The following is a 22,255-nucleotide window of genomic DNA, read 5'->3' as shown; positions in this document are numbered from 1 at the left end:
ATGGATGCCGTTTTTAAATCAATCAAGGACTTGTCATGACATCTCCTCGTTATCTCGTCGGTATCGATTTAGGCACCACCAATACTGTGGTGGCGTTTTGCGAACTGAGTGAGAATCTCCAAGACGCCCACGTGTCTCTTTTCGACATTGATCAATTAATTGGTCCCGGTGAAGTGGTGCGCAAACCGCTGCTACCCTCTTTTCGCTATCACCCCGCAGAGGGGCAAATTGCCCCAAGCGATCTCACTCTGCCGTGGGAGCACCACGCCGTGGCTGGCGATATTGCTAACGTCATCGTTGGTGAATGGGCACGCGAGCTCGGCGCCAAAGTCGAAGGCCGTCAAGTGTCTAGCGCCAAAAGCTGGCTGTCTCATCAGGCGGTTGACCGCCACTCGGAGATTTTGCCGTGGGCAGGCGCGAGTGACGTAGACAAAGTATCGCCGATCATCGCCAGCGCCAGTTACCTCAATCACATTCGCCAAGCTTGGAACCATCGTCATCCGGGCAACAAGCTTGAGCATCAGGAAGTGGTGGTCACCGTTCCCGCATCGTTTGATGAGACAGCGCGTAATCTCACACTTGAAGCCGCGCAGTTGGCAGGGCTTGGCAAAGTGCTCCTTTTGGAAGAGCCGCAAGCGGTGTGTTACGACTGGTACGCTCGCCACCAGCACAATGCGGCCGAGCAGCTCAAACATTTACCACTTATTTTGGTGTGCGACGTCGGCGGTGGTACTACGGATCTCAGTTTGATCGAAGCCAAGTTCAACCAAGGTGAATTGGCTCTGGATCGCATTGGCGTCGGTGAACACCTGATGCTCGGCGGCGACAACCTCGATTTAGCTTTGGCCCATTTGGCCGAGCAACGCTTTAACCAAGGCAAGAAGCTTAACGCCGCTAGCCTGAGCAAACTGATTCAGCAAACACGCAAAGCCAAAGAGCAGTTACTGTTGGCACGAGCACCGGAAGAGGTGAAAATCACCATGCTGGGCAGTGGTTCCAAACTTCTTGGCGGTACACGCAGTGTTGCGCTTAGCAAACACGAGGTGCACCAAATCGCGCTGGACGGCTTCTTTCCTTTGTCTGATTTTGCTCAAACGCCGGATAAACGCCGCAGCGCCGTGGTGGAGTTTGGCCTGCCTTATGTGGCAGATCCTGCGGTTAGTAAGCACGTGGCGGAGTTCCTCAGCCAGCATCAGCAAGTCTCCTATGCTGCGCTTGGCCAAGAAGACACGAGCAAACCCGCCATTCCCGTTGGCCTGCTACTTAACGGCGGCGTGTTCAACAGTGAACTGGTGACGGCGCGCATGAGCGAATTGTTGAACCAGTGGCGCGGCGCACCCGTAACGGTGCTCGACAACCCGCACCCCGATTGGTCAGTGGCACTGGGCGCGGTGGCGTTTGCCAAAGCACGGCGCGGTGCGCAGCTAAAAATCGGCGGCGGCGCGGCACGTTCTTATTTCTTGCATCTGCAAGAGAAAAACAAAATGGGCAAGGCGCTCTGTTTATTGGCCAAAGGCAGTGAAGAGGGGCAAGAGATCCGCCTCACTGGGCGTCGCTTTGCCCTTACGCTCGGAGAGCCTGTCCGCTTTAACTTGCTCACGTCCACCCACGACACCTTGACCAACCAAACCGCGATTCAAAATGGCGTGATAGTCAACGTCGATGCGGATATGTTCGCTCCGCTTCCCCCTTACATCGTGACCTTGCAAAGTGATGGCGCCGATTTGCACGCCAACCAAAAAGAGCGGGTTGAAGTTCAGTTGGCGTGTCAGCTCACTGAAGTCGGTACGCTGAAAATGGAGTGTGTCAGCGTCGAGGATGACAGCAAGCGCTGGGCATTAGAGTTTGAAGTGCGCAATAAAAAGGCGCAAGAGAGCGAACAAGTGGCGCTCAATCCTCGTCTGACCGATTGCAAGGAGCTGATTACTCGCCTGTACAGCGGCAATAAAAAAAGTGGCGAAGGCAACGAAATCAAAATACTGGCCAAGGAGTTGGAGAGAAAACTTGGTAAGCGCGATGAGTGGGATTTCGTTACCTTGCGGCAACTGTTTGATGCCTTTGCCCAAGGGCGCAAACGTCGCCGCCGCTCAGAGCAACATGAGAAGAACTGGCTACGATTGGCAGGCTTTGCCCTGCGTCCCGGCTTTGGCGATGCCACCGATTCTTGGCGGATTGAGCAGGTTTGGAGCCTGTACCAGCAAGGTATTCAATTTCAGAACCACCAAGGTTGGACCGATTGGTGGGTATTCTGGCGGCGCATTGCTGGCGGACTCAACCAAGAGCAGCAAGAGACGATTCTGGCCGACATCGCCAAGTATTTACACCCCGGCGCGATGAAAAATCCACAAACCGCCAAGACGGCACAAGAGATGGGCTACGAGGCGATGGTTCGTCTTGCCGCCTCGCTAGAGCAGTTGGAAGTGGAAGATAAGGTACTGCTGACCAGCTGGTTTTTAAGCAAAGCGCTTAACCACAACCAGTTTGAGCAAGCGCACTGGTGGGCGATTGGCCGCTTAGCATCGCGCACACCGCTGTACGCCAGCCAACATCGGGTGATCCCTCGTGAGCAAGCGGAACAATGGCTGCCAAAACTGTTGGAGCAAAACTGGCAGCAAGAGCCGATGATCGCTTTTGCCGCGGTGATGATTTGTCGTAAAACGGGCGATCGCCTGTTCGACATCAGCGATGATTACCGCCAGCAGGTGTTAAACAAACTCCAGCAAAGTAAAGTGCCCGACTCTTGGCTTACACTGGTCAGTGAAGTCAAAGATCTGTCTGAAAGTGAATCAAAACGTGTATTTGGCGATGCCTTGCCAAGCGGTCTTCACTTGGTCAGTCACTGAGCTGTCGCTTATCCCGCAACTAAAACAGCCAGCAAGATGCTGGCTGTTTTTTTATTTCTAGGAGCTTAACTTAAACTGGCAAGTCGCGCTGCAAACCCCATAAACAGCAGCCCAAGCAATCCGTTGCCTAATTTGCTCAGTGTCTGGTTGTTCTTAAACAGCTGCGTGAGCGAGGTACCGACAAAAATCAACACGCTCAGGTAGACAATGCTGAACACCTCCAAAATCGTGGCAAGGATCAGGTACGAAATCCAAGTGTGTTCATAGGTGTAATCAATAAACTGAATAAAGAAGGAGACGTAAAACAAGATCGCTTTCGGATTGGTGAGGCTCAAGGTGAGCGCTTTGGTAAACACCTTTTCCACTTTGCGCGGACGCGCCACTCCTTGATCATCTAACACTGGCTTTTGCCAATATTGTTGGATCAGTTTGAAGCCCAAATAGAGCAGATAAGCCGCGCCCAGATAACGAATGATGGTAAACAGCAGCGGTGAGGTTTGGATCAAAGACGCCACACCTAAATAAGAGAGCAGGATCAAAATCGCATCACCAACCAGTACACCCATCGCCGCTTTGTAGCCGGTTTTGATGCCAAAGGTTGAGCTAGATTTGAGCACATAGATAGAGTTGGGACCGGGGGCCAAAATGATCATCAGCAGCCCCAGCATATAGGTCCAAATATTAATCACACCAAGACTCTCAAACATGCACTGCCTCGCAAAAACGATTATGGGAAGCATGTTGTATAACGCAAAGTATCATTAAAGTCTATCCACTAATGGTCTGCACTTACCGCTCCGCTCGCCAACAGCGCAGCAAACGCGAATCTCCGGTCAGCCAAGAGACCCAACGTCGCTTGGAATTGAGCACAAAACTCTCTTCGGCCTCAATCCCTTGCACAATAACGAATACCGTATCGAACACGCCAAGCAGACGCTGCACAGCAGCGGTGCTCCGATCACACAAATATTTATGAACTGTGGCTTTCAGACCAAGTCCAACTTTAATCGCGAGTTCTCTCGCCTCACTGGCATGACACCCAGTCAGTACCGAAAAGCGGCGACACTTGCTGAGTAACTCGAGATTTTGCAAGCCTTCGTGAACGGATTGAGGCTCGTCATACCATACGCTCAACATGCAAAGGAGAATCGATTGTGCCTTTAGAAAAATTTGCCGATATTTATCAGCGCGCTGCCGAGCGCAAAGGAGGCGAAGCGCAGCTCGAAGCACTACTGGCCACACCGCTCAATACCGAAGCGATCGCCGCCATCAGTGATGATCGCTGGTTGTCCGCTTTCAGTATGAAGGTTTTCCAAAGTGGCATTTCATGGCAGGTGGTGCGCAATAAATGGCCCAATTTCGAGGAGGTATTTTTCGGCTTTCGGATTGAGCCACTGCTGATGCTCTCCGACGAACAGTGGGACGAAAAAGCCAGTGACACACGTATTATCCGTCACCATGCGAAAGTGATGTCGATTCGCGAAAACGCACAAATGATCCATAGTGTCTCAACGCAGCACGGCTCATTCGGTCAAATGGTCGCCAACTGGCCCAAAGATGACATCACGGGGTTATGGTCGTTTTTGAAAAAACACGGCAGTCGACTAGGCGGCAACACTGGGCCGTACAGCCTTCGTCAACTCGGGGTCGACACCTTTATTCTTTCTGGTGATGTGGAGGCGTATCTGCGCAACTGTAAGGTGATTGAAGGTGGCAAAGAGACGAAAAAGAGCCAGCAAGCCGTCAACCTCGCATTTGCCAAGTGGCAGCAAGAGAGTGGTCGCAGCTTAACCGCTATCAGTCAGACCATCGCCTTTAGCACCGGCGACAACCGCGTTTAGATAGCCCAAGTCATCCCCTCCTAGTTAAGCGCGGTGGCTATTTCGCGCTTAGCTAACACCAACCTTTGTTTTATAAATCACTCCGATTCAAGCAATTATTTATAGTTGTCACAACTTTATAACATAACTGTCATCACTATCTTCTAGATTATCCATCGATTTCAAACAGATAGGATAATGTAAATGGATATTTTCACTTGGCGAACCTTACTGCCTTTGTTGTGCAGCGCTCCTGTTTTGGCCGATACCGATGTCTACCTAACCAATAACAGCGACCAAACCTTGACGATTCAAGTACAACACAGCGGCTCAGATCGCCTCACTTTAGGAGACGAGTGGCTGCAACACACAGACCAAATTGGCCCTTGGGAAACCAAAGCGGTTATCAGTTTTAATCGTTGGACGGGAGTCAAAGCGGGCGAGTACTACCAATTTGATACCGTCGTCACCAACTTGCAAGGTGAAAGCGTCACACTACACCAAACCATGAATGGGCACTGGTACAACTCTTCCATTGAATACGGCGTGAGCGCGGCCGATGTTCCGCTCTCTTTGCAACAGGATAGAGAAGTGCACCGTTTTCGCAGTGATGCCTTTGGCACTGCCAACACCGAATTGGGATTCAAATCCGACGCCACTGCCCGCTATGATGATCTCTACTACACCATCACGCCCGCCAAAGTGGACGAGCAAGTCGAGCCATACGGGCACACCTTAAAAATGATGACCTACAATATTTGGGCGTTGCCCGGCGTGGCATCGCATATCGGCGATCGTTTTTCCATTATTCCCGATCACGTAAAAGGCTACGACGTCTTAGCCTTGCAAGAAGTGTTTGCCAGCGGCCGCAGCGCTTTTTTACGAGAACTGGCCAAAGAATATCCTTATCAAAGCAAGATGCTCGATAAAGATGGCATCAATATCTACGATGGCGGTGTGGTGATCGTGAGCCGCTATCCTATTGTCAATCAAGCACAGTACGTCTTCCCTGATTGTAGTGGCACTGATTGCTTTGCTGACAAAGGGGTAAATTATGTTGAAGTGATCAAAAACGGGCAGGCGTACCATGTGTTTTCCACCCACACGGCTTCGTTTGATACCGATGCCGCGCGCGAATATCGTCAGCGCCAGTTCAAACAGATCCGTGCATTGGCACAATCACTGAACATTCCTACCAATGAAACTGTGGTTTACAGCGGCGATTTCAATGTCAACAAACTGAAGTTCCCGGGCGATTACCAACAGATGTTAGTCAACTTGAATGCGCTAGAGCCCCAATACTCAGGCTACACAGCGTCGACTTTCGATCCGCGCATCAATGATTTTGCTGGTGAAGCACTCTCTGGCGGTGAGAATGTCGAGTATCTCGATTATGTGTTGCTTAGCGCAGAGCATGCGAGCAAAACATCGAATGATAACCGCGTTGACGTGCCACGTTCCACCGATGCCAGATTGTGGAAGCATTACAATCTTTCCGACCATTTTCCGGTGAGCGCGGTGATCAAGTAATGAATCGAACACGTGCTTTTTTCCTGCTCGCCCTTGTGGCGAGCTTGATTGTCGGCTGGCAACTTTGGCCACAGAGCAAAAAACAAAGTGAGCTGCTAGCCTCACCTGCTCTCATTTCCCCTACTGACACCGCGCCGGAAAGCAGCGCAAACTCAGTTCCCCACAACATCGCAGAGACAAATCTGCCTTTGACTTTTGCAGCGAAAGCAGCTCAACCCGCAAATTTGCTGCTTGATCCTCACAAGCTACGCGAACTACAAGGCCGCGTTTTACGTGAACAATTAGAAAGTTTTTGGCGCGAATGTGTACATAAACAGAATTGTGAAAAGCAGCTTGCTCAACTTCAAACCTCGCTCTCTGTCGAGTGGTTTCAACTGCTTCAAAACTTCCGCCAACGCAGCCGACAATGGCAGGATGCACAGGCAAACATGCCACTGGAGTCGCTCGATAACCTCTCACAGCGGATCGAGATGTTTAAGCAAAATGCGCTGGAGATTTGGGGTCCACTGAGCACTGTCCTTTTGGCCGATCAATTTGCCATATTAGAGTTTCGCTTAGACAGTGTGCCACTGACACAAATCGAAGCCAGTCAGTTTGTTGAGCAGTATCAAAGCCTGATCGAGCGCTGGCAACAACAGGGCGACGTGCTTGAGTTTGAGGATAAGCAAACTCATTACGAGCGAGCACTAAGTTTGATTCCTAGCCACTATTCTGCAGACGAAAGAGAACAGATCCGCCAAACTTTGGCCCAAAAGTATCTTAGCGATGAGCAATCAAGCGAGATTGCTTTTCGAGCTCAGCAGGAGCGTGAACAAGAGAAACAAGTGGAAGACTACCAACGAGCCTTGGCACAACTGAAGGCCAGCTTGGAAGAGCAAAGAGCCAGACGCTACGCTAGTTGGGATGAGCCGCAGTGGCAAAACTACTATCAGCAGCAAATCGCCCGTTTCCGCCGTGAGTTTTTTGCTACACCATAACGCTTTACTGTGCAGCAAAGCGCTCTGGCGCTGCTAAGAAATTTGCTTTTCTTCTGGGAAGAGATAACTGCTCCAAATGAGCACCGACTCACTATTTTTGGCGCGGTACATATCTTCATCAGCCAGCTTCACCAAGTGGTTGATGGAGCGGGTTTGATCAGGATAAAAGCTGATACCAATACTTGGATAAACGTGCAGCTTTTCTCCGTTGAAATCGATCGGTTCGCTGACCATGCGAGCAAACTTTTCTGCTTTTGGCAGTACGCCATTGTAGTCTTTCAGTAAATCGAGACACACGACAAACTCGTCCCCGCCAATACGCTCCAAAATGTCGGTATTGCGAAAGCAAACCTCCATGCGGCGCGCCACTTGGCGTAGTATTTCATCTCCCGCATAGTGGCCGAAGGTGCCATTTATCTCTTTAAACTTATTTAAATCAATAAACAGCAAGGCCATTTTTAATCCAGTACGATTCGCTTTCGCTGTGGCATTTTCTACCGCCGCCATAAAGGCACGTCGATTATTCAACCCAGTCAGCGGGTCTTTCTCTGATAGGTATACCAACTGCTCTTTCTGTTCACGAAGCTCCGCCGTTTGCCGCAACACTTCTTGCTCTAAATGTTCGCGAGTAACGGTGCTCTGTTGTAGGGAGTCTTTCATCGAATTGAAACAATTTGCCATGACCGCGAACTCTTCATCCAGTTCTGTTGAGGTGATTCGGCTCTCCATATTTCCGCTGCGCATTTCATCTAGCCCTAAACGCAGTACCTTAAAGCCTTTACGAAAGCGCTTTAACATCAGGTAAGTCACACTGCTGATCAACAGGGTAAAAAAAGCCAGTGAAAAACCACTGGTAAATACCGCTTGGCGCAACTTGTTCAGTCGCTCTTCGAGAACATTACGCTGCAACGCAGATAACTCCTCGTCCATACTCTGCACTATCATGTTGTAACGGGAGTGCAGCAGTTCTTTCGCCTGCTGATTGGCTCCAGCGAGATTTTTTTCATGCAGTAACAGCCTTTCCAAAGTGTTGTTCATGCGTTCTAAATTAGTCATGACCTTTTGAAAACGCTTAGTATTGTGAATTTGCTCCGTCATTTTGTTCTGCGCAAGAGTCAGTTGCGTAAAGCTTTCTTCGTCTTTGTATTGCAGGTAAAGCGAGAGTTGATTGCGCAGAAGTTCCAGGTTGAACTGAGCTTGAGTAATAATCTCCATTTCGTTTTCAATGTTCTTTTGCTCTTCAATCACATTCCACAATGAATGAGTCACCACTCCGACCAACAACACGGTGGAGAAGAAAAGCAAAGTGAGTTTGTATGAAAACGAACCTAACGTCATTGCACTTCTAATCCTTTACGCCTTTGCGCTTGTATTAATATATGCCGATCAACAATCTTACGATAATCGGGCATTGGCCCTGTGACTAAACCTTTTTCAAGCGCCCAACGTGCCTGAACTTGTAAATTAGAGAGTAGCCCATTCCCCAAAGAGAGTCGGTAGATGTAATCATTCCAAGACCAAGACAGTTGTCCAAGAGGGATATTCAAGTAATTGGCCACCAGTTTTTGTACCTCCAGCGGGTGAGCTTGAATCCACTCTTCGGCTTCTTCCAGCGCCAGCAGAATCCTGATGCTCTCATCCTGATAACGGGTAACATTCTCCTTTGTCGTCAATAAGTTAAATGACAGCTGGTAAATGCCGGGAATACTGAGATCGACCACATCCACCCGTGGGTTGTTTTGCAGTTGGTAACCCAGTGGCTCCCACACTGAAACCGCGTCGACCTCACCGCTGATCAAAATGTCATCCAATCTCGTGAAAGGGGCGTACACTTTTTCCACTTTTGTCCCGGGGACATCACTGGACATGAGCATAGAGTCCAAGAAAAACTCACTGGCACTGGCCTTTACCACCCCAACCTTTTTCCCGTTCAAACCTGAGATTTGATAAATGTCGTTTTCAGCTAAGGTGAGAAGTTTAAGATCAAATCCTGACTCAACGAAGCTGGCCAACATGACAAAATCGTCACGTTTAAAGCTTTCGAACATCACTACCGATTCTGACGCCGTGGCAAAATCGACATTTTGTTCAAACAGAAAACGGGCGCACTCCACTCCTCCGTAACAGGGCACCACATCCACCTTCACACCATATTTTGCAAACAGCCCACGTTGCTGGGCAATAATCAAAGGGGCAGATAATGGTGTCTGCGAAACACCGATTTTTAATACCACGGGAGTAGACGAGATCGACTCAGTGTGTTTCCACCGCGCCCCCGCGATAGCCACAACAGCAAGTACAACGAGTAAAACGGCAATGAGCACGTGTTTTCTCAAAATCATCTTTGCAGCCACATTTATACAATTCGTTTAATATAATCCTAGCTGCTTTTTTGTTGCTGTGAATTAAAATTTTTCCCACAGAGGAGAGGCAGGCTCTAAGTATTTAATAATTAACTATCAGATAGATGTAGTAATAGTACTATTTTTAACCTTTTGAAGCGTAAACTTGCAAATGGATAAAATGAGCAAGTTAAGCAGTTTTTTGCTTATCTGATTCACTTTTGCGACATCTTATCAACGAAGTCACCAGCTATTCTGTCGCTGTTGTAAGTATCGGCGGTATCAAATCGATCGCTGAAGTGACCCAAAAAGCAGCGATCATCTCGCTGCTTTTTACTCTCTATTGACTCTCTATCTTTGTGTTTTTTTTGTTGCCTTCCTCAGTTGTCTGTTCGCCGCTTCTCTTCGCTTTCATTATATTTTCCTTAAACCTCATCGATTATCAGCATTTGATCACATATTCTGACCCTTTGATGTTATCAATAAGTAACATTGTGTCGTTTTTTTACTCAGGATAAAAATCATCTTGTATTCGATGGATGAAACACAATAATTGAAGGTTCCAGCCCATCATCCTCAATGGAATTTTTGCTGAGAATGCAAAATAAACCGAACGAGTTACGCCAAAACAGCACATTGTTTCTGTCGTACTGGGCAAAAATTAATTTCAACATAACAATAAATTAGAGACATTTTTGCGCAGAAACTTACTTTCAACGCCATTTCTTGTCTCATAGCCACACAACTCAACATTTTCTTATCCCGGTTTAAAGGCTGTTCGACCTACTTTCAGCTCCGGGTGCAAAGTCCAGACTCTCTGAACGGAAATCAGTAGAGAGTGCCAAGCTCAACGCGATCTTGTACGGCATCGCGTGATCACCAAGCACTCTTTGCAAGACGCCGACGCAAACTTTGCCATTAGGGAAATCTGGTACAAATAACAACAGCAGGTGCAGGAGGCGCAGGTGAAAATTTTCTGGCAATTACGATGGTTCTTTAGGCTGAGGTGGAAACACTATTGCGGCTCAATACTGTTATTTATGCTGATCTCGGCAATGCAATTGATCACCCCAAAAGCGGTGGGCAATATCGTTGACGGGATTGTTGCCGATACCATGTCTACTGATGAGATGATGCAGTGGCTGGGTCTGCTGCTGCTGGTTTGGCTAGCTATTTACGTTTGCCGCATTTTGTGGCGTGTCTGGTTATTTGGCGCCAGCATTGAGCTTGGCACCATATTACGCAATCGTCTTTATCAACATTTATCCACTCAGCCTCCCCGCTTCTTCGAACGTTATAAGACGGGCGACTTAATGGCGCGCGGCACTAACGATGTGAAAAACGTGGTGGTGACCGCTGGTGAAGGGGTGCTCACCGCCGCCGATTCACTGATTACCGGCATCGCCGTATTGATCATCATGATCACCCAGATCAGTTGGAAGCTAACACTGGTCGCCCTGCTGCCTATGCCCTTTCTTGGCATTGCAATTTTCTACATAGTGCGCATTCTCCATCAACGTTTTAAAGTCGCACAAGAAGCCTTTTCCGATATGTCGGATTTAACCCAAGAGTCATTAAACGGCGTGAGGATGTTGCGCGCGTTTGGTCTTGAGAATCAAGAGCAGCAACGCTTTGACGCTGTTGTGGAAGATACAGGCAACAAAAATATTGCCGTTGCCCGTGTCGACGCCCGTTTTGATCCAGCGATCCAACTGACGATCGGCCTCTCTTTTTTCCTCAGTATCAGCGTCGGCGCGTACTTGGTGCATCATCAAGAAATCACGCTCGGCGATCTCACCGCCTTCACCATGTATCTTGGCTTGATGATTTGGCCAATGCTGGCATTTGCTTTCTTGTTCAATATTCTCGAACGTGGTTCCGCCGCTTGGAATCGTCTAGAAGAGATCTTTGCGCAGAAGCCGGAGATCGTGAGCGGTAATGAATCGCTCTCGAAAGAGCCTCAGCCTCTGCATGTCAACATTGAGAGCTACCATTGGAGCGCGGATCTCCCTGCCGCGCTCAGCCAATGCCACTTTACTGTCGCTCCGGGTTCAATGCTTGGCATTGCAGGCCCCGTTGGCAGTGGTAAATCCACCTTGCTTTCGCTGCTGCTACGCCAGCAAGAGATGCAACACGGTGATATTCACTATGGGCAAGTCGCGCTGAAAAACGCAGACCTTGAACAGTGGCGCAGCAAGTTTGCCGTGGTCAGCCAGTCACCGTTTCTGTTTTCCTGCTCTATCTTTGAAAATATTGCCTTGGGCTGCCCCAATGCTTCTAAAGAAGAGGTTTTTCGCGCGGCAAAACTGGCCTGTATCCATGACGACATCCTTAAGTTTCCTGATGGCTATGACACCGAAGTGGGTGAAAAAGGCATCACACTCTCTGGTGGGCAAAAACAACGTATCGCCATCGCTCGTGCCATGTTACTCAATGCGGAAATTTTGATTTTGGATGACGCACTTTCTGCGGTCGACGGGCGCACAGAACATCAAATTCTCCGCAACTTGGAGCAACATTATCGCCACCAGTCGCTGATCGTGATCGCCCATCGTCTGACTGCTTTAGAAAAAGCCAATGAAATTGTGGTGCTAAACCACGGCCATATTGTGGAAAGGGGCACGCATAAAGCACTGCTGGATAATCACGCTTGGTACGCTGAAATGTACCGCTACCAGCAATTAGAACAAGCCATGGAGGAGGCATAAGCAATGAAATCCACTACCTTAAAACGTCTGTTTGCTTATCCGTTGGCTCAGCCCAAAGCGATGCTAACTGGGCTGCTGTTTTTGTTTATTGCCGCGCTAGCCAATGCAGGCGGTCCTTGGTTAATTCAATATTTTATTGATGAACACATCACCAAAGATAACTATAGCCAATCCGTTTTACTGACCTTGATCGCGAGCTATCTCGGGCTGTTGATCTGTTCGGCGCTCTTTCAATATTTGCAAGGTTTGCAATTCAACATTGTGGCCACGCACATCATCAAGACCATCCGACGTCAGGCGTTCAATAAAGTGATTCGTCAGCCGCTGTCAGCGTTTGACTATACACCGACTGGCAAACTGGTTTCCCGTTTAACCAATGACACTGAATCCCTGCAGCAATTTTACGAACTGCTGATCGCCTCGGTGGTGAAAAACTTGGTTATGATTATGGTGATGTTGGCGGTCATGTTTATTTTAAGCTGGAAACTCACCTTGGTGGTTTTAGTACTGCTGCCGATCGTCGTTGCCTTTATGGCGTTATTTCAAAAACTTAGTACGAGTTCATATCGGTTGATGCGCGATTTGCAAACCGACATCAACGGCAACCTCAGCGAATCGATTCAAGGAATGGGCGTGATTCAACTGATGCGCCAAGAGAAGCGTTTTAATCAGCAATTCAACCAGCTGACTGACGCGCACCTGAAAGCAGGTAAAAAAGTCATCACACTCAACGGTGTGCTGCTACGCCCTTTAATGGACTTGCTCTCGGGCATTACTCTTCTTACTTTGGTGGCGATTTTCGGTTACAGCGGCGTTGAAATGATTGGTGTCGGGGTTTTGTATGCCTTCATTAGCTACCTTGGCCGTATCACCGAACCCTTGATTGAGATGACGCAGCAACTTGCACTGCTTCAGCAAGCCTTAGTTGCCAGTGAGCGAATTTTTGAAATGATTGACGCACCGGAACAAACCTACGGCAGTGACAACCAAGCACTTGCTACGGGAAGCATCCAGATCGCAGGGCTCAATTTTAGCTACGATGGCAAACAGCAAGTGCTCAAAGAGATCAATATTGACATCCCCCATCAAAGTTTTGTCGCTTTAGTCGGCCATACCGGTAGTGGAAAAAGTACTTTGGCTTCATTGCTGATGGGATTCTATCCGCTGAGCGAGGGAACATTAAAGATCGATGGACGCCCACTCTCTTCGCTCAGTAAGGAAGTGTTACGCAGAGACGTTGCAATGGTGCAGCAAGATCCGCACATTTTGCCCACATCCGTCCTAGAAAACATTGCCCTAGGCCGCGACGTGAGCGATGAAATGATTTGGCAATCTCTAGAGCAAGTTGGCCTTGCTGAACAGGTGCGACGCTACCCAGCAGGTATTGAAACCCAACTGGGCCAAGGTGAAACCAATCTTTCTGCAGGTCAGAAGCAGTTGTTGGCTATGGCGAGAGTGTTGATTGCGAAGCCAAAAATTCTCATCTTGGACGAAGCAACCGCCAACATTGACTCAGGTACCGAAGCTTTGATTCAACGCAGCTTAGCGGCGCTGCGTCATGATATGACGCTGGTTGTTATCGCTCATCGTCTTTCCACCATACTCGATGCCGATCAGATAGTTGTGCTGCATCATGGCGATTTAGTCGAGTCCGGTAGCCACAAACAACTACTTGCAATGAGAGGTCGCTACGCGCAAATGTACCAATTACAACAAGCAAACCAACACATCAAAGAGATAGAAAAGCAGGAAGAGGAACAACTCGAACAGGCATCTTAAGACTATCCGATTGCGCCAAGAGTCACTTGAGGGCTCTTGGCACCTTGCTTGATGCGCTTGCATCTTTCATCGAAGCGACCGCTTATCTTCGCATTAAAACTGCACCTATTTACTTAAGCCGACGTATCCCAATCCAACCCAACGATACTTGGAAACATCTTTTCTCTCGCCATCTAACAGGCGACTATTGTACAATAGTTGAGCTTCAACGATTTAAACGCGTGGCAATACGGCTTAAGTTGCCACTAAATTTTTGGCTTTAGTCGCGTGAGGCCCAATGTTTTTCGCAAAATACTGACTACAATGAAAAACAGGTTGTTACTCTCATTTTCAATCACATCAACAACTATTGTGTATTGTGTCCATGAACGAAGACAAATTTACTCATATTTATCGCTTGCCTGGCTCACTGCAAATTCGCATTGCTAAATGGCAACAAACTTTCCGCGGCACGTCTGATCTGGTGCTGCATAACGCTCTAACAGTGCGCAACCAGCAGTATCAAAAGCCCGATTTTTTTCCTAAAGGATGGTGTATTCCTTTGGTAGATGAAGCGGAAATCTCCATTACGCATCATGGTAAGTATATTCAAACGGCGATGCGTACTATGGTGGATCGAAAAGTCTCATATAAGCGGGTATTTTTATCACGCTTTCCACTAGATCAGGCACAAGAACTGCTCATCCAATATAAAAAAGAGTGGATCAAGAAACACAACCAAGTTGCGAGAAAATACAATCAGATCAAGAAGAAAGAGTTCATGAGTTTCGCTTGGGAAGAAGTCGAGACGCTCTACCCTTCCATTCCAAAAGAGAAATTCGATAAGGCGCTCTGGAACCGTCTGGTATTAAAAGAGTTCGGACCAGAGAAAAAATACAATAATCCCTATTTTGTCAAGAAAGCCGATTTCTGATAGCCATAAAAAAGCCGCAATTTAATTTGCGGCTCTAGCTAAAGTTAGGGTTGACGTTAATGTTGTTGCTGATGTTCACGATGGCCAAATTCTGTTTGTTGATAAATATCTGCCAGAGATTTCGGTTTGTTTATCCGGCGTTTCGTTTTAGGACAAAAAACTGCCTGCTCTTGTTCACTGATCGCCTGTTCATGCTCTTTTGCAGATTGAACAAAATCAGGGTTAGACATGGCTTGTTGACGCAGCCGATTTACACGTTCTAAGGTTTCCCACAACATAGCGTTACCTCCTCCAAGAACCTGTTCATACATCCAGTATAGTACTTGATGCTATTTCGTCAACCCACACTGACTATTTATACAGTTTTTTGTGCAAGCCGCTTGCGGACAGCTTGCACTGGTTGTCGCTTGCGCTTTTTTATTGCAAGTAAGCATTAAGCATCCAAACAAGTTTTTCTTGCTCACGAATGTAGTCGCTCATCTGCGAGGCGGTCCCTTCGTCATCCGCTTCACTCGCTTGCTTGAGCAGTTCACGCTGCTGATGCACTATGGTCGAAAAACCACTGAGTAGACCCGCGACACACTCCTCACCAGTTAAAGCATTTTTGTGCTCTTTGATCACACTGTACGCAAGGTAGTCACTAAAGCCGTGAACGGGAGTAAAGCCTAATGTCAGAATACGCTCAGCCAGCTCATCGATTTTAGTTTGCAGATCGGTGTAGATCTCTTCAAACTTTGCGTGTAGTTCAAAAAACTGCGGGCCTTTAATGTTCCAGTGATACCCGCGAGTATTCATGTAAAACACCTGATAGTTTGACAATAAGGTGTTAAGTTGTTTGGCTAGTTGAAGCGCTGCTTGTTGTTCAAGCCCAATCAAATTTGTTTTGTCAGTCATAGTAGTCACCTTCTTATCCGTGCTGAATGAGAAATCTCTTTCTCTTTAACAACCATTCTATGCTGACTAATAAAAAAGGCAAAAACGATTAAATCTATTCATTCAATCGTTTTTGCCTATTTAAAGAGCCTGTTTTGCGTGCGCGCTGAATTAATAAAAGCCATCTTTGGGATCGTGCTCAGGAAAACGCGCCACGATCTGCTTTAGTTTATCTTGATGTTCTCGCAAAGCGTTGACACAAGCCTTGTCGAGTTTTCCTTCCGCGACCATTTTTTCCATTTCCAGCAATGCATGGGTGATAGACCAAGCTTGCCGATAGGGCCTATGAGTGGTTAATGCGTCAAAAATATTGGCCACCGACACGACTCGCGCCACTGGCGGGATTTGCTCACCCTGCAATCCAAATGGATAACCAGAGCCATCAAGGAACTCGTGATGATAAGCCATCACTTGCGTCAACAGCGTGATGCTCGGATGGTTTGGATTTCCCAACGATTCAATGATCTTATCCATGATCTCAACGCCGCTTTCGATGTGATTACGCATTTTCGACGTTTCACTGCCATCCAGATTGGCGGTTTTACACAAAAGATCGATGGCGAGGTTGACCTTGCCAATATCGTGGAAACGAGAAAAAAGGCACAAATGCTCGATGGTTTCATCATCAAACCCCCACATATCTGCCGTTTCATTGGCAATAATGCGAGTGTAACGGCTGATCCTTTCTTTATGTGCCAGTGAGTCTTTGTTGTAGGAAGGCGATAAAGCCTGGGTTTTCTCCGCGCACTCAGCAATCGCATGAACGATTTGGTATTCGGAGAAAATGGCAAATTGGATGATGTCAAAATAGGGCTTCATCTTTTCCACCAATTCTGGGGTAAACGCCGCCACCTTTCTCGAGTTGACAAACAGAAAGCCGATAAATTTATCTTGTTCAAAACAGGGCACCGCAATCGAAGAGCGGTAACCGGAATCGATCAAGGCTTTGACATGCACGCTCGGGGAGAGCTCGTTAAGATCATCAATAATGCGGTAGCTTTTCTCGTTGACGCAGCGAGCTAGGGCTGGGAAGTCGTCCAAATGTGCGCGGTAGTGAGCCAGTTCCGTTGAAGCGCTGCTGTCAGCATACGTTTTTAGCAGGCTATGCTCTTGGTCAAAAACAGCAAAGGAGACACGCTCAATACTGGCATCGTGCACTTGCATTCTATGCAGTATGCCTTTGAGCTGATCATTTAATGATGAAGCATGATAAAAATACGCACAGTTGCTTGAGTCACTCCACAGGTCCATCTCTTTGCTCCTTTGCCAGACACAAAATCACCGAGAAACGATTCAAGGCATCAATTTGTGTTTCCCCACTCTGATAAGTTTAGGCGTAAACCACGAGCTTATCCTGATGAAATTGAGCGAAAACAAGAGATATTTGATCATGGTTAAATCAAACAGGTGGAATGGATTGCAATAAGGTCATTTTTATTGCGAATGTAAAAACCAAATAGTGAAGTGCTTCGTCTTACTGCTTAGTGCTTAGTGCTTAGTGCTTAGTGCTATTAAGTGGGGGAAGAGGAAAACTTTTCGCAAGTGCTAAAGATTGGCAAAGAACAAAGCGGTGGTTAAATGTTAACTCAACCACCGCTTTTAGCACGTTTATCCCAGTGAAGGTAAAACGCCAAAACTTATCAAGATTTGCGCTGCCACAATCAGCACACCGACACCACCGGTCAGCAGCAAGGAAACTTGGCCGCCAGCAACGCGATATGCCCGTTGTGGATTCTGTTTTCTCACTTTATTAACCATCGCCACTGGCAGGAAAATAGCCAATACGGTCAGCGCAATCGCGGCATAGCCCAGCGCGGTAATGAACCCTTGCGGATAGAACAGTGCAAAACCCAACGGTGGCGTAAAGGTCACAACCGCGGCTATCACGCGATTGGAATTTTCCTGCTGCTTTTTCAGCGTGTCGCCAAGAAACTCAAACAGACCCAGACTGACGCCAAGGAAGGAAGTCAGAAGCGCAAGATCAGCAAATACTCCCACCAACGTACCTAACTGCGATTGATGTACGGTGATCGCAAGCTGTGCAATCAAGCCACTAAGCGCAGAGTTAGCAAGTAAATCATCTTGCTTTACTACCCCAAGCGTCACAATCTGCCAGAAGATGTAAATCACTAATGGGATCAAAGAGCCAAACAAAATCGCTTTACGCAAAGAGCCTGTATCGCCATCGAGGTAACGAACAATCGCCGGAATACTGCCGTGAAAACCAAACGAAGTGAAAATTACCGGAATCGATGCCACCACTAAACCTTGCTCGATCGGCATACTCAGCAAGTAAGCCTGACTCACGTTTGGCGCTAGGAAAAACAACACGGCTATCATGGCGACAATTTTGAGCGTAAAGAGCACTCGGTTAACTTTATCGACCGTACTGGTTCCGATCGTCACTATGGTCGCAACCAGCAGCGTAAATAGCGTAGTCGCCAGCGCGCCATCAACCTGCACGCCAAACCACTGAGTCACTCGGGTCGCAAATTGTGCTCCGCCCCCTGCAATATAGGCAGCGCAAAGCGCATAGAAGAGAAACAACATCGAGAAGCTTGCAAGCAACTTGCCCTTAGGGCCGAGAATTTGTTTTGCCAAGGTATGCAAGGTCGCATTACTGTGCGCTTCTTGATGAACTTCCACCATCAGTAAAGCAGTGAATGACATCAGCGCCCACAGCGATACCATGATCATCAAAGAAATAGAAAAACCAATCCCCGCAGAAGCCAGTGGCAAGGCCAACATACCCGCACCAATGGTTGTGCCGGCAATGATCAAAGTACTACCAAAAATCTTTGAACTACGCATAGGTGTATTCTTTTATTTACACTTAAAGGATATTTTGCAGAGATTGATTGTATGAAATCGCCATACAGCCTTGCAAAACGCTAGATTGATGGCGATTTTGTAGTATCTATGATTAGAGATCAAGATAAATGTAATGATTTAAAACCATGGGTGTAATTTAATTTTTACACCATGGGATTGCTAAGCAATGAAACGTATGAGGCTGCACATGAATTTCGATGGGCAGATAGCCAGATTATTTGTAAAGGTAGACCAGAATAAGCGTGCAGCGTTTTAAGCAAAGTCGCATAGTCGTGAAACAAGGTTGTCAAATCAGAATGTTAACGGTTTGTGAGCAAGCTCTTTGTTTTCTTTTCATGTCCTGATAAAGAGTGTCAACTCAATAAGTAAAAAAACAGATAACTGCTAGACTCAAATAACCATTTAATCGCTTTTGGATTGGGATATGGCAACTTCTAAGCTCGTGTTCACGAGGTTTATCCAAAATCATGCTACGTAACTCACTTTTAGCCTCACTCGTTTTCTTCGCAGCCAGTATGAGCACAAGCACATACGCCGAGCAGAACGATGTCGTGCGTTTTGCATTGGGTGAATGGCAACCTTATACCTCTGCTGACGACGGCATTTTAGAAAAAATAGTGCTTAAAATTTACAATGACCTGGGCTTGGAGGTTGAGTTTGCCTACAACCCTTGGATGCGCAGCGCCAAACTGGTCGAATACGGCAAAGCCGACGCGACATTCCCTTGGTATGCCACCGAGGAACGAAGAGCAACCTACCTGCTCTCCACTACCCCTTTGCTTCACGCCGACACGGTGATGTTTTACCACAACTCGGTCAACTTAGAATGGAATGAGCTTGCTGATCTCGCTAAGTACCGACTCGGCGCTGTCGATGGCTACACCGTCACGCAACTTATGCAAGAAAACGGATTGACGCCTGTGATCGCCTCTGATCTAAAAGAAAACTTTCTTAAACTGCACCGAGCGCGCGTTGATGCGATTCCTGCGGAAAAGCGAGTTGGCCGCAACATGGTCAACCTTGTAACGGAAGGCGGAACGAGAGCAATTTTGGTCAACCCAAAGCCACTGCTCAGCGACCCCATGCATGTGCTTTTTCAACCCACCGAACGGGGGAGGAAATTGCAAGCCATCTATGAAAAAGGGATCCACGCATTGAAGCAGTCGGGATGTTACGAAATTATGCTTGAAAACAATCCTTGCCCCGAATAGCTCGTTTGCGGCCGCGTCTACACCAAATGCGGCCGCCTTACTTGCGCGACTCATCCAAGCTGTCTATTCTGCGCTTTTCATCCCTTTGCGCTAAGACGCATGACGTTTATCATCTATGAAATCCCGTGCACTATTGCAAGATATGAATGAAATGTGACAACAGAGATACACTTAGCTACTGATAAAACACTACTCATATCAAAATAATCAACAATAGCGCCTGTCAAGGATAATAATTCCAAACACTTCCCTGTATCATCGTTAAGATAAATGCGCAAAGCTTACACGCATTGCTGCGAAAAGAATAATAACTACAAAGTAACGTCGGAAAAACCATGAACGAGACATGCTCCTTAGGCACTGCACACTTCGAAGTAGACCTAAAACAAGCGCTAATCTGGGTCGCCAGGGCCTTAGATTACGTTGGCGTCGATGATACTCATCACAATCATCGTGTTGCCTACATCGCCTACAAATGCGCATTAAAAATGGGCTGGGATATTCGCAAAGCGGAGTTCAGCTACTTCGCTGGAATGGTGCACGATTGCGGTGTCTCAGAAACCAAAGAGCATTTGATGCTGCTAGAAAAACTCATGCCTCAAGATGCACAAGCACACTGTATACGGGGGTATCAGTCGCTGCAGCAATGCAACATTTTGGCTCAGTTTGCCAAACCGATTCTCTACCACCATACCCGCTGGGATGAGTTGGAACAGCTCGATCTTGATCCCTTTGACAAAGATGTGGCCGCACTTCTCTATCTATCCGATCGACTGGATTTTCTACGTGCCCACTACGCGACCGACTGCCATTCTGATCTCGTCACGCTACACGAAGAGATGATCGCCGATAGCGTCATGGCTCACGCAGGAACGCTGTTTAACCCTGATATGTGCCAAGCAATGGTGCCGCTTATCATGACCGATGGTTTCTGGTTTGCCATGGAATCGGAAAACATCGAGACGATTGGCTTGGGTTTTGACCACATTGACTGGTTGCAAAAGCAGTTGACGGTACAAGATTTAATGACGCTCGGGCTATTTCTCGCTCGCATTGTCGACGCCAAAAGTCCGTTTACCTACCAACACTCGCAGAAAGTAGCGGAAGTGGCCCGTTTCCTAGCTGGAAAAAGTGGTTTGACCGAACACGAACAAGAGATGATTTTCATCGCCGGACTGGTGCATGACATCGGTAAACTGAAAACACCAGATGAAATTTTGCACAAGCAAGGGCGCTTAAGCGATCAAGAGTACACTCGCATCAAGCGACACACGATTGATACTGAACTGGCGCTGCACAAAGTTTTCCCAAAATCAAAGATTGCCGAATGGGCTTCTAACCATCACGAACGTTTGGATGGTTCAGGTTACCCATACCATAAAACGGAAGCTGAATTGGATGTGCCATCACGCATTATTGCAGTGGCAGACGTGTTTCAGGCGTTGTCGCAAGACAGGCCGTATCGTGGTCGGATGCAACAAGAGGAAATAGAGGCATTAATGACGCAAATGGTCGAAGACGGCAAATTGTGTTCGGCAGTCTTTCAAACCCTTAAAAAACATATGCATACTTGCTATCAGATTTCGATTCAAAGCTACTAACAAGCCAGATTGAAAAGGTCAAAGACCGCCATTTTACGGTCTTTGACCTTTGTATTAGATTTACTTCACGTTTTGTCTAACGAGAGATATCCAACATATTGTCCCGCACACCGTTTATGCGAAACCAACCAGCAATACTAAAGCGATCAACATGGCTGGTTAGTACCTCGTGTGGAAACTGTTCCGAGAGAAAAACCACCAATCGCCCGCCTTTGGGCTGAACCGTCTGTAAATGTTGATCTTGCAAATCGTACATCACCAACTCACCGCCGTTGCCTTCCTGCCAAGTGTCATTGAGATAAAACACGGTGGTCAGTTTACGGTTTTCCTGCCCGCGAAAGCTATCAAGGTGCTTTTGATAAAAATCGCCTTGCTCATATTTGGCAAAATGCGCTTCGTATTCAAACAAACCAAGATAAAGATAGCGGTTGACCGCGAGGCGGATCTCTTCCATTTTGGCAAGATATTCATCAACGGCTTGCGACTTCCCTGCTTGTAGCCACTGAATTTTGTCGCTGCGAATACGTTCGACTTTGATCAAATCATCGTTTCTCCCGATTCGGGCTTCTTTCCATTTCTCTGGAATGGCGTCTCTTAGACGCAATACCTCTTCACTCTCTAAGAAATCATCCCAAATAAAATAGCCTTGAGTGATTAGCGCATCGATCAACGGGTCCATTTACGCTTTAAACCTACATCATTTCCAGTGCGCTGTTTATAGTCAGTGTTGGGCTGAGAGACAACTGAGCCTTATTGTCGTCTGGGT

At 47.4% G+C, this 22,255-nt stretch carries 17 protein-coding genes and 1 pseudogene; 10 read left to right on the top strand and 8 right to left on the bottom strand.

What is annotated here, in order from left to right; translation table 11 throughout:
* The first annotated feature begins 35 nt into the window (after nucleotides 1-35).
* Nucleotides 36-2,843, top strand: coding sequence for an Hsp70 family protein (locus EA26_RS06965; protein WP_039426073.1), 2,808 nt, complete (start codon nucleotides 36-38; stop codon nucleotides 2,841-2,843).
* 65 nt (nucleotides 2,844-2,908) lie between these two features.
* Here the strand turns inward: EA26_RS06965 and leuE are convergent, their stop codons facing one another.
* Entirely contained in the window at nucleotides 2,909-3,550 is a 642-nt protein-coding gene (gene leuE / locus EA26_RS06960) for a leucine efflux protein LeuE (RefSeq protein ID WP_039426070.1), read from the bottom strand.
* A gap of 196 nt (nucleotides 3,551-3,746) precedes the next feature.
* Between leuE and EA26_RS21330 the strand changes: the two are divergent.
* The 4 genes and pseudogenes from EA26_RS21330 to EA26_RS06940 all read left to right on the top strand — a co-directional run.
* Nucleotides 3,747-3,920 (top strand): annotated as a pseudogene (locus EA26_RS21330) (helix-turn-helix domain-containing protein); the annotation flags it as partial.
* A gap of 77 nt (nucleotides 3,921-3,997) precedes the next feature.
* Nucleotides 3,998-4,684, top strand: a complete 687-nt coding sequence (locus EA26_RS06950; RefSeq protein ID WP_039426067.1) for a DNA-3-methyladenine glycosylase I — start codon at nucleotides 3,998-4,000, stop codon at nucleotides 4,682-4,684.
* 183 nt (nucleotides 4,685-4,867) lie between these two features.
* A complete protein-coding gene (locus EA26_RS06945; RefSeq protein WP_039426064.1) occupies nucleotides 4,868-6,193 on the top strand; it encodes a sphingomyelin phosphodiesterase in 1,326 nt (441 codons plus the stop codon).
* Nucleotides 6,193-7,170 carry a hypothetical protein gene (locus EA26_RS06940; RefSeq protein WP_052079647.1) on the top strand — a complete coding sequence of 326 codons (978 nt, stop codon included), beginning with the start codon at nucleotides 6,193-6,195 and terminating at the stop codon, nucleotides 7,168-7,170. The genes EA26_RS06945 and EA26_RS06940 overlap by 1 nt, the downstream gene beginning before the upstream one ends.
* Nucleotides 7,171-7,203: 33 nt before the next feature.
* On the opposite strand, the gene EA26_RS06935 is transcribed toward EA26_RS06940, so the two are convergent.
* Together EA26_RS06935 and EA26_RS06930 are read right to left on the bottom strand one after the other, a co-directional pair.
* A complete protein-coding gene (locus tag EA26_RS06935; RefSeq protein ID WP_039426061.1) occupies nucleotides 7,204-8,508 on the bottom strand; it encodes a putative bifunctional diguanylate cyclase/phosphodiesterase in 1,305 nt (434 codons plus the stop codon).
* Nucleotides 8,505-9,512: an ABC transporter substrate-binding protein gene (locus EA26_RS06930; RefSeq protein WP_039426058.1), complete on the bottom strand. Its 1,008-nt coding sequence runs from the start codon at nucleotides 9,510-9,512 to the stop codon at nucleotides 8,505-8,507. The genes EA26_RS06935 and EA26_RS06930 overlap by 4 nt, the downstream gene beginning before the upstream one ends.
* 965 nt (nucleotides 9,513-10,477) lie before the next feature.
* On the opposite strand from EA26_RS06930, the gene EA26_RS06925 reads away from it, so the two are divergent.
* The 3 genes from EA26_RS06925 (at nucleotide 10,478) to EA26_RS06915 (ending at nucleotide 14,912) form a co-directional block, all read left to right on the top strand.
* Complete coding sequence (locus EA26_RS06925) at nucleotides 10,478-12,220, top strand: ABC transporter transmembrane domain-containing protein (protein WP_039426056.1); 1,743 nt, start codon at nucleotides 10,478-10,480, stop codon at nucleotides 12,218-12,220.
* A gap of 3 nt (nucleotides 12,221-12,223) precedes the next feature.
* A complete protein-coding gene (locus tag EA26_RS06920; protein WP_039426054.1) occupies nucleotides 12,224-13,999 on the top strand; it encodes an ABC transporter transmembrane domain-containing protein in 1,776 nt (591 codons plus the stop codon).
* A 364-nt stretch (nucleotides 14,000-14,363) separates the two neighbouring features.
* On the top strand, nucleotides 14,364-14,912 hold the full coding sequence (locus EA26_RS06915; RefSeq protein ID WP_039426052.1) for an MSHA operon transcriptional regulator: 549 nt from the start codon (nucleotides 14,364-14,366) through the stop codon (nucleotides 14,910-14,912).
* A gap of 56 nt (nucleotides 14,913-14,968) precedes the next feature.
* Here EA26_RS06915 and EA26_RS06910 read toward each other — a convergent pair whose 3' ends face one another.
* The 4 genes from EA26_RS06910 to EA26_RS06895 all read right to left on the bottom strand — a co-directional run bounded on the left by EA26_RS06910 (nucleotide 14,969) and on the right by EA26_RS06895 (nucleotide 18,656).
* Nucleotides 14,969-15,190: a hypothetical protein gene (locus EA26_RS06910; RefSeq protein WP_039426048.1), complete on the bottom strand. Its 222-nt coding sequence runs from the start codon at nucleotides 15,188-15,190 to the stop codon at nucleotides 14,969-14,971.
* Between the two features lie 139 nt (nucleotides 15,191-15,329).
* Nucleotides 15,330-15,806 carry a Dps family protein gene (locus tag EA26_RS06905; protein ID WP_039426047.1) on the bottom strand — a complete coding sequence of 159 codons (477 nt, stop codon included), beginning with the start codon at nucleotides 15,804-15,806 and terminating at the stop codon, nucleotides 15,330-15,332.
* 150 nt (nucleotides 15,807-15,956) lie between these two features.
* The gene (locus tag EA26_RS06900; protein ID WP_039426044.1) at nucleotides 15,957-17,096 is read right to left on the bottom strand and encodes an HD domain-containing phosphohydrolase; all 1,140 of its coding nucleotides are present in this window, start codon (nucleotides 17,094-17,096) and stop codon (nucleotides 15,957-15,959) included.
* Nucleotides 17,097-17,453: 357 nt separating this feature from the next.
* Nucleotides 17,454-18,656 carry an aromatic amino acid transport family protein gene (locus EA26_RS06895; protein ID WP_039426042.1) on the bottom strand — a complete coding sequence of 401 codons (1,203 nt, stop codon included), beginning with the start codon at nucleotides 18,654-18,656 and terminating at the stop codon, nucleotides 17,454-17,456.
* Between the two features lie 536 nt (nucleotides 18,657-19,192).
* Here EA26_RS06895 and EA26_RS06890 point away from each other — a divergent pair.
* Together EA26_RS06890 and EA26_RS06885 are read left to right on the top strand one after the other, a co-directional pair.
* The gene (locus EA26_RS06890; RefSeq protein WP_039428840.1) at nucleotides 19,193-19,888 is read left to right on the top strand and encodes a substrate-binding periplasmic protein; all 696 of its coding nucleotides are present in this window, start codon (nucleotides 19,193-19,195) and stop codon (nucleotides 19,886-19,888) included.
* A 335-nt stretch (nucleotides 19,889-20,223) separates the two neighbouring features.
* Nucleotides 20,224-21,489, top strand: coding sequence for an HD-GYP domain-containing protein (locus EA26_RS06885; RefSeq protein ID WP_039426038.1), 1,266 nt, complete (start codon nucleotides 20,224-20,226; stop codon nucleotides 21,487-21,489).
* Nucleotides 21,490-21,565: 76 nt separating this feature from the next.
* Here the strand turns inward: EA26_RS06885 and EA26_RS06880 are convergent, their stop codons facing one another.
* Complete coding sequence (locus EA26_RS06880) at nucleotides 21,566-22,168, bottom strand: 2OG-Fe(II) oxygenase (RefSeq protein ID WP_039426037.1); 603 nt, start codon at nucleotides 22,166-22,168, stop codon at nucleotides 21,566-21,568.
* Nucleotides 22,169-22,255 lie beyond the last annotated feature (87 nt).

The organism is Vibrio navarrensis, from assembly GCF_000764325.1.
Taxonomy (GTDB): Bacteria; Pseudomonadota; Gammaproteobacteria; order Enterobacterales; family Vibrionaceae; genus Vibrio; species Vibrio navarrensis.
The sequence above is the reverse complement of the archived record's forward strand: the minus strand, read 5'-3'. Positions and strand labels throughout refer to the sequence as shown.